The 12,627-nt window shown below is 70.8% G+C and carries 13 protein-coding genes; 12 read left to right on the plus strand and 1 reads right to left on the minus strand.

Going from position 1 to position 12,627, the window contains the following annotated elements:
- Positions 1-7 precede the first annotated feature (7 nt).
- The 7 genes from narJ to AC1DSC_RS11205 are packed head-to-tail and all read left to right on the plus strand — an operon-like array spanning position 8 to position 7,446.
- Positions 8-691, plus strand: coding sequence for a nitrate reductase molybdenum cofactor assembly chaperone (narJ, locus tag AC1DSC_RS11175; RefSeq protein ID WP_018906037.1), 684 nt, complete (start codon positions 8-10; stop codon positions 689-691).
- Entirely contained in the window at positions 688-1,482 is a 795-nt protein-coding gene (gene narI, locus AC1DSC_RS11180; RefSeq protein WP_049809397.1) for a respiratory nitrate reductase subunit gamma, read from the plus strand. The genes narJ and narI overlap by 4 nt, the downstream gene beginning before the upstream one ends.
- A complete protein-coding gene (locus AC1DSC_RS11185) occupies positions 1,479-2,258 on the plus strand; it encodes a peptidylprolyl isomerase (RefSeq protein ID WP_018906035.1) in 780 nt (259 codons plus the stop codon). The genes narI and AC1DSC_RS11185 overlap by 4 nt, the downstream gene beginning before the upstream one ends.
- 46 nt (positions 2,259-2,304) lie before the next feature.
- Complete coding sequence (locus AC1DSC_RS11190; protein WP_049809398.1) at positions 2,305-3,537, plus strand: NAD(P)H-dependent flavin oxidoreductase; 1,233 nt, start codon at positions 2,305-2,307, stop codon at positions 3,535-3,537.
- Positions 3,534-5,939 (plus strand): adenosylcobalamin-dependent ribonucleoside-diphosphate reductase, encoded by a 2,406-nt coding sequence (locus tag AC1DSC_RS11195; protein ID WP_018906033.1) that lies wholly within the window; start codon positions 3,534-3,536, stop codon positions 5,937-5,939. Before AC1DSC_RS11190 ends, AC1DSC_RS11195 begins: the two co-directional genes overlap by 4 nt.
- Positions 5,936-6,574, plus strand: a complete 639-nt coding sequence (locus AC1DSC_RS11200) for a nitroreductase family protein (RefSeq protein ID WP_018906032.1) — start codon at positions 5,936-5,938, stop codon at positions 6,572-6,574. The genes AC1DSC_RS11195 and AC1DSC_RS11200 overlap by 4 nt, the downstream gene beginning before the upstream one ends.
- A complete protein-coding gene (locus tag AC1DSC_RS11205; RefSeq protein WP_230537896.1) occupies positions 6,565-7,446 on the plus strand; it encodes an acyltransferase in 882 nt (293 codons plus the stop codon). Before AC1DSC_RS11200 ends, AC1DSC_RS11205 begins: the two co-directional genes overlap by 10 nt.
- Before the next feature lie 12 nt (positions 7,447-7,458).
- Here the strand turns inward: AC1DSC_RS11205 and AC1DSC_RS11210 are convergent, their stop codons facing one another.
- The gene (locus AC1DSC_RS11210; RefSeq protein WP_478131816.1) at positions 7,459-7,944 is read right to left on the minus strand and encodes a ribonucleotide reductase subunit alpha; all 486 of its coding nucleotides are present in this window, start codon (positions 7,942-7,944) and stop codon (positions 7,459-7,461) included.
- A 69-nt stretch (positions 7,945-8,013) separates the two neighbouring features.
- Here AC1DSC_RS11210 and AC1DSC_RS11215 point away from each other — a divergent pair, with 69 nt between their 5' ends.
- Genes AC1DSC_RS11215 through AC1DSC_RS11235 form a run of 5 tightly spaced genes read left to right on the plus strand, consistent with a single transcriptional unit; the run spans position 8,014 to position 12,627 of the window.
- Positions 8,014-8,304 carry a DUF2249 domain-containing protein gene (locus AC1DSC_RS11215; RefSeq protein ID WP_018906029.1) on the plus strand — a complete coding sequence of 97 codons (291 nt, stop codon included), beginning with the start codon at positions 8,014-8,016 and terminating at the stop codon, positions 8,302-8,304.
- 38 nt (positions 8,305-8,342) lie between these two features.
- Entirely contained in the window at positions 8,343-10,646 is a 2,304-nt protein-coding gene (locus AC1DSC_RS11220; RefSeq protein WP_020610603.1) for a nitric-oxide reductase large subunit, read from the plus strand.
- 18 nt (positions 10,647-10,664) lie between these two features.
- Positions 10,665-11,132: an Rrf2 family transcriptional regulator gene (locus AC1DSC_RS11225; RefSeq protein ID WP_018906027.1), complete on the plus strand. Its 468-nt coding sequence runs from the start codon at positions 10,665-10,667 to the stop codon at positions 11,130-11,132.
- Positions 11,129-11,473 carry a metal-sulfur cluster assembly factor gene (locus AC1DSC_RS11230; protein WP_018906026.1) on the plus strand — a complete coding sequence of 115 codons (345 nt, stop codon included), beginning with the start codon at positions 11,129-11,131 and terminating at the stop codon, positions 11,471-11,473. The genes AC1DSC_RS11225 and AC1DSC_RS11230 overlap by 4 nt, the downstream gene beginning before the upstream one ends.
- Positions 11,474-11,523: 50 nt before the next feature.
- A complete protein-coding gene (locus AC1DSC_RS11235) occupies positions 11,524-12,627 on the plus strand; it encodes a hypothetical protein (RefSeq protein WP_369664972.1) in 1,104 nt (367 codons plus the stop codon).

The raw sequence follows: 12,627 nt of genomic DNA on the forward strand, positions 1-12,627 counted from the left end.
CGAAACGATGAAAACCCAACGCCACACCCTTCGCGCGCTCGCCCTCCTGCTCGGCTATCCCGATGCGAAGGCGCGCGCACTCATGCCGCAGCTGGCCGATGCGATCGACGCCGAAGCGGCGCTGTCGCCGGCGCGCCGCAAGGAGCTGCGGGCACTGGCCCGCGCGCTGGTCTCGGTCGATCCGATCGAGGCCGAGACGCAGTTCGTCGAACTGTTCGACCGCGGCCGCAGCACCTCGCTGCACCTGTTCGAGCATGTGCACGGCGACTCGCGCGAGCGCGGCCCGGCCATGATCGACCTGGTCCAGACCTACGAGAAGTCGGGGCTGCTGCTCGGCCCCCATGAAGCGCCCGACCACCTGTGCGTGCTGCTCGAGTTCGCCTCCACGCAGCCGCCGGCGGTGGCACGTGCCTTCCTCGGCGAGATGGCGCACATCCTCGCGTCCATCTTCAGCGCGCTGCGCAAGCGCGAGAGTGCCTATGCGAGCGTGCTGGCGGCGGTCATCGAACTGGCCGGCCACAAGGCCGAAGCGGTGGCGGTGGCCGATGACCAGCCGATCGACGAGAGCTGGGCCGAGCCCATCGTCTTCGACGGCTGCAGCACGCAGGGCCAGGCCCGGCCCGGCGCTGCGCAGCCCATCCACATCGTTCGCAAGGCGGCCGCGCCCGCCGCCCGTGGAGCCCGCATATGAACGCCCTCGACAATTTCATCTTCGGCATCTATCCGTACATCTGCCTGAGCGTCTTCTTCATCGGCAGCCTGATCCGGTTCGACCGCGACCAGTACACCTGGAAGAGCGACTCCTCGCAGCTGCTGCGTGCCGGCCAGCTGCGCTGGGGCAGCAACCTGTTCCACGTGGGCGTGCTGTTCCTGTTCTTCGGCCACAGCGTCGGCATGCTGACGCCGCACTTCCTGTACGAGCCCTTCATCGGCGCCGGCAGCAAGCAGCTGATGGCGATGATCTCGGGCGGCGTGGCCGGCCTGCTGGGCTTTGCCGGCGTCACGATCCTGCTGCACCGGCGGCTCGGCGACGAGCGCATCCGCGTCAACTCCAAGGCCAGCGACATCGTGCTGCTGGTGCTGCTGTGGCTGCAGCTGGCGCTCGGCCTGGCGACCATTCCGCTGTCGGCGCAGCATCTGGACGGCAGCATGATGGTGCTGCTGGCCGAATGGGCGCAGCGCATCGTCACCTTCCGCGGCGGCGCGGTGGAACTGCTGGACGGCGCAAGCTGGGTTTTCAAGGCCCACATGTTCCTCGGCATGTCGATCTTCCTGATCTTCCCGTTCACGCGGCTGGTGCATGTCTGGAGCGGCTTCGCGACGGTGGGCTATGTCTTGCGGCCCTACCAGGTGGTGCGCAGCCGCCGTGCGCTGGCACCGCGCAAGCCGGCATCGGCGGCCGCCCCGAGCGCCGCGCCCCATGCGCCGCCCAAGGCCGTGCCAAGCGGCGCCGCAGCCAGGTCGACGGGGGTGGCCCGGTGAGCGCCGGCGAATGCGCGGCGGTCAACGGCGTCGCGCTGCACCTGCCGGGCGAACGTCCGGACGAATACAGCCTGCGCGAACTCGCCTGGGCCGAGCTGCTGCGGCAGGCCGCCGTTGCGCGCGGCCTGCTGCCGCCTTCGGATGCACTCCTTGCGCCGCGCCTGGGCACGGCCGAGCAGGCGGTGATCCAGCAGATGCTCGACGAGGAGATCGAGGTGCCCGCGGCCAGCGAGGACGAATGCCGCCGCTACTACGCGGCGCGCAGCGCGCACTTCGCCATCGGCCGCCGCGTGCATGCACGCCACATCCTGTTTGCGGTGACGGACGGCATCAACGTGGCGGCGCTGGCCGCGCGCGCCGAGCAGGCCCTGCTCGAGCTGCGCCACAGGGAGGCCGCGCCCGGCCGCTTCGCCAAGCTCGCGCGGACCTTGTCCAACTGCCCGAGCGGCGCCGACGGCGGCGACCTCGGCTGGATCGGCCCGGACGATTGCGCCGACGAGCTCACGGCCGAGCTGTTCCACAACACCGAACGGCTCGACGCGCTGGGCCTGCATCCGCGGCTGGTCCACAGCCGCTACGGCTTCCACATCGTCGAGGTGCTCGCGCGCGATGCGGGGCGGCAGCAATCCTTCGAAGAGGTGGGCTCGCGCATCGCGGTGCAGCTCGCCCAGCAGTCGCGCGCCAAGGCGCTGCACCAGTACATGCAGCTGCTGGCCGGCCGCGCCGAGCTGCGCGGCCTCGCGCTCGAAGGGGCGGACTCCCCGCTGGTGCAGTGAACCGCCACGGCCGGCACCGGCCCCTATCAATCTGATGTGGAACATGATGGATCGATCCTCTGACGAAACAGCAGTCGCCCTGCAAGCGCTTTCGCGCGATGCGGGCTTGCGCAACTGGCGCCTCAAGGGTGTCGAACGCCTTCCTGTCATCCAGGGCGGCATGGGTGTCGGCGTGTCGGCCGGCCGGCTCGCCGGCACCGTCGCCGGGCTGGGCGGCATGGGCACGATCTCGGCCGTCGACCTGCGCCGGCTGCATCCCGACCTGATGGCCCGCACGGCCCACCTGAACGCCGAGCCGGACGCCGGGCAGCGCATCGACGCCGCCAACCTCGAGGCGCTGGGCCGCGAGATCGCGCGGGCCCGCGAGCTCTCCGGCGGGCGCGGCCTGGTCGCCGTGAACGTGATGAAGGCGCTGACCGCCTACGAGGCCTACCTGCGCCACGCCATGGCCTGCGGCATCGACGCATTGGTGGTGGGCGCGGGCCTGCCGCTGGACCTGCCCGAGCTCGCGCGCGACCATCCCGAGGTGGCGCTGATCCCCATCCTTTCGGATGCGCGCGGCGTGCAGCTGGTGGTGCGCAAATGGGAGAAGAAGGGGCGCCTGCCCGACGCCATCGTGATCGAGCATCCCCGGCTCGCGGGCGGCCACCTGGGCGCCTCCAAGGTCGCCGACCTGCAGGACCCGCGCTTCGACTTCGACGTCGCCATTCCGCAGGTGCTCGAATTCTTCAAGACGGCCGGCATCGAGGGGCGCATTCCGCTGATTGCGGCCGGCGGCATTGGCAGCCTCGAGGACATCCGGCGCCTGCAGGGCATCGGCGCCGCGGCGGTGCAGCTGGGCACCGCGTTCGCGGTGACCGCCGAATGCGATGCGCACCCGGCCTTCAAGCAGGTGCTGGCCGACGCCCAGCCCGCCGACATCGTCGAGTTCGTCAGCACGGCGGGCCTGCCCGCGCGCGCGGTGCGCACGCCGTGGCTCGACAAGTACCTGCGGCTGGAGGAGCGGCTGCAGCACAAGGCGCACAAGAAGGAGAGCTGCACCATGCGCTTCGACTGCCTGGCGCACTGCGGCCTGCGCGACGGCACCCCGAGCTGGGGCCAGTTCTGCATCGACAAGACACTGGGGCACGCACTGGAAGGCCACCTCGACCGCGGCCTGTTCTTCCGCGGCGCAGGGACGCTGCCCTTCGGCAGCGAGATCCGCCCCGTGCGCGACCTGATGCGTTGGCTGCTCGGCGGCATCCGCCCGGCCGGCCTCGCCGGGGAGGCCGCGGCATGAAGCGCGAAGACGCCAGCAACATGGAGCCGCTGCCCGTGCAGCCCATCAGCCGCGACGTGCTGCGCGAAAAATACCTGAAGCCCGGCGAAGCCGATGCCGAGGCCCTGTTCGCGCGCGTCGCGCGTGCGCTGGCCTCGGTCGAAGCCGAGGAAGAACGTGCGCCATGGGAGGCGCGCTTCCTCGCCAACCTGCGCGCCGGCGCAATCGGCGCCGGCCGCATCATGAGCGCCGCGGGCACCGAGCTGGAGGCCACGCTGATCAACTGCTTCGTGCAGCCGGTGGGCGACTGCATCCAGGGCCAGGACGCCGGTGGCTACGCCGGCATCTACGAGGCGCTGCGCGAAGCCGCCGAGACCATGCGCCGCGGCGGCGGCGTCGGCTACGATTTCTCGCGCATCCGCCCGCGCGGCGCGCAGGTGCGCACCACCGCCTCCACCGCCTCGGGCCCGTGCAGCTACATCGACGTGTTCGACCGCTCCTGCGCCACGGTGGAGAGCGCGGGCGCGCGCCGCGGCGCGCAGATGGGCGTGCTGCGCATCGACCACCCCGACGTGCTGGACTTCATCACGGCCAAGCGCACGCCGGGGCGCTGGAACAACTTCAACGTATCGGTGGCGGTGAGCGACAAGTTCATGCGTGCGCTGGCGGATGACGAGGAATGGCCGCTGGTGCACAGCGCCAGGCCCGGCGCCGAGCTGATCGCGCGCGGCGCAGCGCAGACCGCCGACGGCAGCTGGGTCTACCGGAGCCTGCCGGCGCGCGAGCTGTGGGACCTGGTGATGCGCTCGACCTACGACTTCGCCGAGCCCGGCATCCTGTTCACCGACACCATCAACAACGACAACAACCTGCGCTACTGCGAGCACATCGAGGCGACCAACCCCTGCGGCGAGCAGCCGCTGCCGCCGTACGGATGCTGCGACCTCGGGCCGATCGTGCTGACGCGCTTCGTGGACCATCCGTTCGGCATCGGCGGTGCGGCGCACTTCGATCTCGCGCGCTTCGGCGAAGCCGTGGCGCTGCAGGTGCGCGCGCTCGACAACGTGCTGGACCTCACCTTCTGGCCGCTGCCGCAGCAGCGCGCCGAGGCCATGGCCAAGCGCCGCATCGGCGTGGGCTTCACGGGCCTGGGCGACGCGCTCGCGATGCTGTGCCTGCGCTATGACCAGCCCGAGGGCCGGGCCATGGCGGTGCGCATCGCGCGCTGCCTGCGGGATGCGGCCTATGCTGCCTCGGTGGCGCTGGCGCGCGAGAAAGGCGCCTTCCCGCTGTTCGACGCCGAGCGCTACCTGGCGTGCGGCACCTTCGCGAGCCGCCTGGACCCGGCGCTGCAGGAGCAGATCCGCATGCACGGCATCCGCAACAGCCACCTGGTCTCGATCGCGCCGACGGGCACCGTGAGCCTGGCGTTCGCCGACAACGCCTCCAACGGCATCGAGCCGGCGTTCTCGTGGAGCTACCGGCGCAAGAAGCGCGAGGCCGACGGCAGCACCACCGAGTACGACGTGGAGGACCACGCCTGGCGCCTGTACCGCTTCCTCGGCGGCGACACCGACCGGCTGCCGCCGTACTTCGTCTCGGCCCTGTCGATGCCCGCAGCCGGCCACCTGGCGATGATGGAAGCGGTGCAGCCCTTCGTCGACACCGCCATCTCCAAGACGGTGAACGTGCCCGCCGACTATCCCTACGAGGACTTCAAGGAGCTCTACCAGCAGGCATGGAATGCCCGCCTCAAGGGCCTGGCCACCTACCGGCCCAACAGCATCCTGGGCGCCGTGCTGGAGGTCGCGCCAGCAGCGCAGCCGGAGGCCCGCCCCGCCGTCGACAGTGCCGCCGCCGATCCGATGCGCGCAATGATCGAGAGCCGGCCGAAGGGCGCGCTGGATGCCGTCGCCGAGAAGATCGAGTACTGGACGCAGCAGGGGCGGCAGACGCTCTACCTGGTGGTTTCGTTCCTGCCATTGGCCGACGGCCGCGAGCGGGCCGTGGAATTCTTCATGCCGGTGGGCCAGAGCGGCGAGTCGCAGCAATGGATCACCGCGAGCATGCGGCTGCTGTCGCTGGCCGCGCGCGGCGGTTTTCTCGAACGCGCACTCGCCGACATGCGCAAGGTCGCCTGGGACCGCGGGCCGGTGCGCCTGGGCCACCACCTGAAGGCCGACGGCACCCAGGTGCCGATGTGGCACGACTCCGAAGCGGGCGCCATCGCCTATGCGATCCAGCAGCTGATCGCGCGCCGCGCGGGCCAGGCGCCCGCGGCACCGGACGTGCCGGTGTCACTGGTTGCTGCCGCCGCCCCGATGGCGGGCGCCAAGTGCCCCGAATGCGGCGCCCACGCCATGATCCGCAAGGACGGCTGCGACTACTGCACGCAGTGCGGCCACCTCGGGAGCTGCGGATGAATGCGGTGGCCCATGCTGTGGCCGAGCCGCCCGCGAGCGCGCGGCAGCTGGCCGCGCTGATGGAGGCGCGCCGCACCGTGCTGCCCAAACGGCTCGGCGCACCCGGCCCCGGCCATCCCGAGTTCGCGCAGATCCTCGGCGCCGCGGCCTCGGCGCCGGACCACGGCGGCCTGGTGCCCTGGCGCTTCGTCGTCGTGCCGCCACCGCAGCGCGGGCGGCTTGCCGACGTGTTCGCGCAGGCGCTGCTGCAGCGCGACGACGCCGCCACGCCCGAGCAGCAGGGCCAGGCGCGCGAGAAGGCCTTCCGCGCGCCGCTGCTGATGCTCGCGGTCGTGCGCATGGGCCCCGGCAACGCGGAGATCCCGGCCGCCGAGCGCATCCTGTCGGCCGGATGCGCCATCCAGAACATGCTGCTGGCCGCGACCGCGCTGGACTACGGCTCGGCGCTGACCAGCGGCAAGGCGCTGCAGTCGGACGAACTGCGCGCCCTGTTCGCGCTCGGTCGGCACGACGAGCCGCTGTGCTTCGTCAGCGTGGGTTCGGTGACGGCGCCGAAGGCCGGTCCTGCGCGGCCCGCGCCCAGCCGCTACACGCGCGAACTGGGCGGCGCGCCGGAGCTTTCGCCATGCGACTGATGCCTTCCGTGCGCGGTGCGCTCAACGGGCTGCTGCTCGGCCTGAACACGCTGCTCGCGTTCACGTTGATGGTGCCGCCGGCGCTGGTGAAGCTGCTGGTGCCAGCCGACCGCGTGCGTGCCGGTTGCGACCGGGCGCTGAACGCGCTGGCCGGCGGCTGGGTCGCCGTCAACAACGCATGGATCGCCGGCGCATGCCCCACGCCATGGCAGGTCCGCGGCGTCGAGGGCCTGAACCCGCGCGGCTGGTACCTGGTGTCGAGCAACCACCAGAGCTGGGTCGACATCCTGGTGCTGCAGCGCATCTTCCACGGGCTCATTCCCTTCCTCAAGTTCTTTCTCAAGCGCGAGCTGATCTGGGTTCCGGTCATCGGGCTGGCGTGGTGGGCGCTCGACTTTCCGTTCATGAAGCGCGGCCGCGGCACCGGTCGCGGCGACCTTGCGACCACGCGGCGCTCGTGCGAGAAGTTCAAGCGCGTGCCGACGGCCGTCATCAACTTTGTCGAGGGCACGCGCTTCACCGCGGCCAAGCATGCTGCGCAGAACAGCAGCTACCGCCATCTGCTCGAGCCCCGCGCGGGCGGCCTGGGCGTGGCGCTGGCCACCATGGGCGGGCAGTTCGAGGCGATGCTCGACGTGACCATCGTCTACCCCGAAGGAACGCCGAGCTTCTGGGCGCTGCTGTGCGGCAACGTGCAGGCCGTGACAGTCGATGTGCGCCAGCGCGCCATTCCGCCTCATCTGCTGGGCACGAGCCCGTCGGGCGACAAGGCCCGCCGCGCGCACACCCGCAAGTGGATTGAAGCCCAGTGGCAGGACAAGGACCGCCTGATCCAGGAGCGGCTGGCGGCGCGCCGCGGCGTTCGAAAGTAGCCGGGGCGCGCCTCAGCCGAACCGCACCGCCCGGCCTTCGGCGTCGAGCGCGAGATAGCCGCCGAAGGCCCCGCTTCGCACGCCCTCGACCATGGCTTCGAGCGCGCTGTCGATGCGTTCGGGCGAGGGCGGCAGGCCGTTCGCGCCGGACAGCCCGGCCGCGAACACCACGCGCCAGGGCAGGCTCACGCGGCGCGATTCGGCCACCAGCGCAGCAAAGGTGCTGAGCTCCGGCAGGCTTTTCTCCACGCAGGCCACGGGCGTCAGCGCGCCGCCCTGCCCCGCCTCGAAACGTGCGCGCTGCGCGGCATCGGCGTCGCCGGGCAATTCGGCTTCGGCGAACACGAACAGCAGGCGCTGGGGCTCGGGTTGGGCCGCCGCGGCCTGCAGCAGCTGATCGAAAAGAGAGGAAGAAGAAGAAGAAGAAGAAGAAGGCATGCCGCGAGCGTCGCCGCTGCCTTCGCTCTTGTTGTTGATGCAGATCAAGGGGCGCCGCACGCGCGTTCCTAGCATAGGTGCATCCGAAATACACCTTTCAGATCCCTTCGCTTCCACCGAGGAAAACCCATGAAATCCGCACCCTCCTCCATCGTCGATGTCCGCAGGCTCGAGCCGCGCTTTCGCCACGCGCACATCTTCTCCACCTTTGCCGCGCTCGACGTCGGCAGCGCCATCGAACTGGTGAACGACCACGATCCCCGGCCGCTGTATGCGCAGTTCCAGTCGCAGTGGCCCGACCGGTTCGCATGGAACTACCTCGAGCAGGGCCCTTGGGTCTGGCGCGTGGCCATCACCAAGGTGCCGGCTTTCGACGCGCACGCGAGCGGCGGCTGCTGCGGTGGATGCGGCGGCGCCTGAGCACCTCCACCGATCCGGATTCCCAAGAAGGAAACATCATGAGCAACAACAACCGGCTGTGGCGCTGGCTCGCTTTCATCTTCGTGCTGTCGTTCGGTGCGCTCGGCTACCTGGGCGTGCAGATCTACCTGACCGCGCCACCGATCCCGAGCGCGGTCACCAGCTCCGACGGCGAACCGATCTTCACCGGCGAGCAGATCCGGCGTGGCCAGCAGGTCTGGCTGTCGGCCGGCGGGCAGCAGCTGGGCTCGGTGTGGGGGCACGGCAGCTACGTCGCGCCCGACTGGTCCGCCGACTGGCTGCACCGCGAGGCCGTGGCGCTGCGCAACCGCCACGCCCAGGCCTTTCGCAAGGACTTCGACTCGCTGAGCCCGGCGGACCGCGGCGCGCTCGCGGCCACGGTGGTCGAGCAGATGCGGCGCAACACCTATGACGCAGCCAGCGGCGTGATCACCGTGCCGGCCGACCGGGCGCAAGCGATCCGCGAGGTGGCGGCGCACTACGACGCGCTGTTCGGCGACGACAGCTCGCTCGCCACGCTGCGCAGCCAGTACGCGATGACGCCGGGCACGCTGCCCGACCGCGCCGACCGCCAGGCGCTCACCGCCTTCTTCTTCTGGACCTCCTGGGCCGCGGCCACCGACCGGCCCGGAGAAACGGGCCTGAGCTACACCAGCAACTGGCCGCACGAGCCGCTGGTGGGCAACACCATGACCAGCTCGGCCGCGGTCTGGTCGATGGTCAGCATCTGCCTGCTGCTGGCGGCCATTGCGGCCATGCTGTGGCTGCACGGCAGCCAGCGGCACGAGGCCGAGGCGCAGCCGCCCCAGGCGGACCCGCTGCTGGGCGCCGTGGCCACGCCCTCGATGAAGGCCACGCGCAAGTACTTCTTCGCGGTGATCGGCCTCATGCTGCTGCAGATCGCGATGGGCATCGTCACGGCGCACTACGCGGTCGAGGGCGATTCGTTCTTCGGCCTTCCGCTGGCCAAGCTGCTGCCCTACGTGGTGAGCCGCACGGTGCACACGCAGATCGGCATCTTCTGGATCGCCACCGCGTGGCTGGCCACGGGCCTGTACATCGCGCCGCTGCTGTCCGGCCGCGAGCCCAGGCTGCAGAAGCTCGGGGTCGACGTGCTGTTCTGGGCACTGATCGCCATCGTGGTCGGCTCGACGCTGACGGGCTGGCTCGGCACGCTGCAGCACCGCGGCGTCGACTTCAGCTTCTGGCTCGGCAACCAGGGCCTCGAATACACCAGCATGGGCCGCGTCTGGCAGGTGCTGCTGTTCGTGGGCCTGCTGTTCTGGGTGTTCCTGCTGGGCCGTGCGCTCTGGCCCGCGCTGGTCAAGCCTTCGGCATCGCGCGGGCTGATCGCGATGGTGTTCCTGTCGGCCACCTGCATCGGCGGCTTCTATTCGACCTCGCTGGTGTGGGGACAGCACACGCACTACTCGATGATCGAGTACTGGCGCTGGTGGCTGGTGCACCTCTGGGTGGAGGGCTTCTTCGAGGTGTTCGCCACCGCCGTGGTCGCGCTGATCTTCACGCGCCTGGGCCTGGTGCGCACCGAGAGCGCCAACCGCGCCATCATCGCCGAGACCATCGTGTTCCTGTTCGGCGGCATCCTGGGCACGCTGCACCACCTCTACTTCACCGGCACGCCGACCTCGGTGATCGCCGTGGGCGCGGTGTTCTCGGCGCTCGAAGTGGTGCCGCTGACGCTGATCGGCCTGGAGGCCCTGCAGACATGGCGCCGTTCGCAAGCCATGCCCTGGCTCGGCGCCTACAAGTGGATCGTCATGTGCTTCGTGGCCGTCGGCTTCTGGAACACGATTGGCGCCGGCGTTCTCGGCTTCGCGATCAATCCGCCGGCCTCGCTCTACTACGTGCAGGGGCTCAACATGACGGCCGCGCACGGCCATGCCGCGCTCTTCGGCGTCTACGGCATGCTGGGCATCGGGCTGATGCTGTTCTGTTTGCGCGGTCTGTACGACCGCCAGCTGCATGCCGACCGGCTGCTCAGGCCGGCGTTCTGGAGCCTCAACATCGGCCTGGCGATGATGGTGTTCCTGTCGCTGCTGCCCGCGGGCATCTACCAGGCCTGGGCCAGCGTCACGCAGGGGCTGTGGTTCGCGCGCTCGGCCGAGCTCGTGCACTCCCGCGTGATGGAGGCGCTGGTGTGGATGCGGGTGCCTGGCGACATCGTCTTTGCCGTGGGCGCGGTGCTGCTCGCGGCCTATGCGCTGCGGCTGCTGCGCCGTCCGGCGGTGCAGGCTGCGCCGCAGGCCCGGCCGCACGCCAAGGGCCTTGCCGTCCAGGCGGGCCATGTGGCCGAGCAGTGACGCGGCGCGATCGAAGCCATGAAGCTCACCGCCTTCACCGACTACAGCCTGCGCGTGCTGATCTACCTGGCCGCGCAGCCCGGGCGCCGCGCCACCATCAGCGAGATCGCCGCCTCCTTTGCGGTGTCCGAGCATCACCTGACGAAGGTGGTGCACTTCCTGGGCAAGGAGGGATGGCTGGCCAACGTCCGCGGCAAGGGCGGCGGCCTGGCGCTCGCAAAGCCGCCCGAGGCGATCAACATCGGCGACGTGGTACAGCGCACCGAGGGCGGCGCCCTCGTGGAGTGCTTTGGAGAAGGCGGCGGCGCCTGCCGCATCACGGGCCTGTGCCGCCTGCAGGGCATCCTGGGCGAAGCGGTGGCGGCGTTCCATGCGGTGCTGCAGCGCTACACGCTGGCCGACCTCGTGCGCAACCGCGAGGCGCTGGCCACGGTGTTCCTGGCAGGCCGCATCGGCGCGGCGCACGCCGAACGGGAGGCAGCGTGAGTTCGCCGGCGGACACGGCCGCCTTCCCGTACGACGGGCCCGAGCCGCTGCGCGAGCCGCTCGCAGCAGCGCTCGCGCGCGTGGTCGATCCGGAAATCTCGATGAACATCGTCGACGTGGGCCTGGTCTACGGCGTCACGGTGGATGCCACCGTGGCGCATGTGCGGCTCACGATGACCTCCGCGGCCTGCCCGGTGATCGATCTCATCATGGACGAGGCGGAAGCCGAGCTCGACAAGGTGGTGCCACCCGAGCTCCAGATCCGCGTCGAGCTGGTGTGGGAGCCGCCCTGGGGCCCGGAGCGCATGAGTGCCGGCGCCAGGCGGTTCATGGGATGGTAGGCGCTGCAAGCCCCGCCGCCCGCACGGGACGGCCAGCAAGGACATCGCCGGTGCACGGCCGGGTTCTTGCGCGTGCGCTGTTCGGCGCGCTGGCGGGCGCGTCGCTGGCGGGTGGCATTGCGGGCGGGCTCTGGCGGCTCGGCGTCGCGGTGCCGGACCCGCATTCCTTCGCCTGGACCGGCCAGGTGCTGCTGGTGCATGCCGCACTGATGATCTGCGGCTTCCTGGGCACCGTGGTCGGCATCGAGCGCGCCGTGGCCGTCAAGCATCGCTGGGCATTCGCGGCGCCGCTGGCATCGGGCACCGGCGCGCTGTGCCTGGCCTTCGGGCAGCAGGCCGCCGGCGCGTGGCTCGAAGTGGCGGCAGCGGTGTTCTTCCTGGCGGCCAGCGCGGTGGTGGTGCGGCGCCAGCGCGCGGCGCACACGCTGCTGCTCGCGGCCGGCGCGGCGGCGTGGGTGGCCGGCAACCTGTTGTTCGCACTCGGCCGCGACGGCGGCGCCGTGTTCCCGTGGTGGTTCGCCTTCCTGGTCATGACGATCGCGGCCGAACGGCTCGAGATGACGCGGCTCATGCGCCGGCGTCCCGCGGCCAGCCTGACGCTGCAGGCGGTGCTGGTGCTGCTGCTGGCCGGCGCCGCATGGTCGGGCACGGCCCCGCGCGCCGGCGGACTCGCCTACGGCACGGCGCTCGCGCTGCTGGCCGTGTGGCTTGCGGTGTTCGACATCGCGCGGCGCACGGTGGCCATGCACGGCATCAGCCGCTACATGGCGGTCTGCCTGCTGGGCGGCTATGCCTGGCTCGGCGTCGCCGGCGCGGCCTGGGCCGCGGCCGCGCTCGGAGGGCCCACGCGCGACATCGCGCTGCACGCGCTGGGCCTGGGCTTCGTCGTCAGCATGGTGATGGGGCATGCGCCGGTCGTGCTGCCGGCCATCGCACGCATCAAGCTGCGCTTCGGCGCCTTCTTCTACCTGCCGCTGGCCGCGCTGCACCTGTCGCTTGTCGTGCGGCTGGTGCTGGGGAGCTTCAGCGATCCGCTGCGCGCCGCCGGCGCTTCGCTCAATGCGGCCGCGATCGTTTTCTTTGCCGTCACCGTGGCCGGCGCGGCCATCGCGTGGCGCATCCAACATGGCGCCGAGGGCGCCCGAAAGGCCTGA

The organism is Variovorax sp. 01N425 (assembly GCF_056399465.1).

Bases quoted from the DNA above. Each gene is read 5' to 3' on its own strand.
- AC1DSC_RS11225 (WP_018906027.1), top strand. From the start codon at position 10,665: ATGAAGCTCACCGCCTTCACCGACTACAGCCTGCGCGTGCTGATCTAC.
- AC1DSC_RS11205 (WP_230537896.1), top strand. From the start codon at position 6,565: ATGCGACTGATGCCTTCCGTGCGCGGTGCGCTCAACGGGCTGCTGCTC.
- narJ (WP_018906037.1), top strand. From the start codon at position 8: ATGAAAACCCAACGCCACACCCTTCGCGCGCTCGCCCTCCTGCTCGGC.
- AC1DSC_RS11200 (WP_018906032.1), top strand. From the start codon at position 5,936: ATGAATGCGGTGGCCCATGCTGTGGCCGAGCCGCCCGCGAGCGCGCGG.
- AC1DSC_RS11195 (WP_018906033.1), top strand. From the start codon at position 3,534: ATGAAGCGCGAAGACGCCAGCAACATGGAGCCGCTGCCCGTGCAGCCC.
- AC1DSC_RS11220 (WP_020610603.1), top strand. From the start codon at position 8,343: ATGAGCAACAACAACCGGCTGTGGCGCTGGCTCGCTTTCATCTTCGTG.
- narI (WP_049809397.1), top strand. From the start codon at position 688: ATGAACGCCCTCGACAATTTCATCTTCGGCATCTATCCGTACATCTGC.
- AC1DSC_RS11215 (WP_018906029.1), top strand. From the start codon at position 8,014: ATGAAATCCGCACCCTCCTCCATCGTCGATGTCCGCAGGCTCGAGCCG.
- AC1DSC_RS11190 (WP_049809398.1), top strand. From the start codon at position 2,305: ATGGATCGATCCTCTGACGAAACAGCAGTCGCCCTGCAAGCGCTTTCG.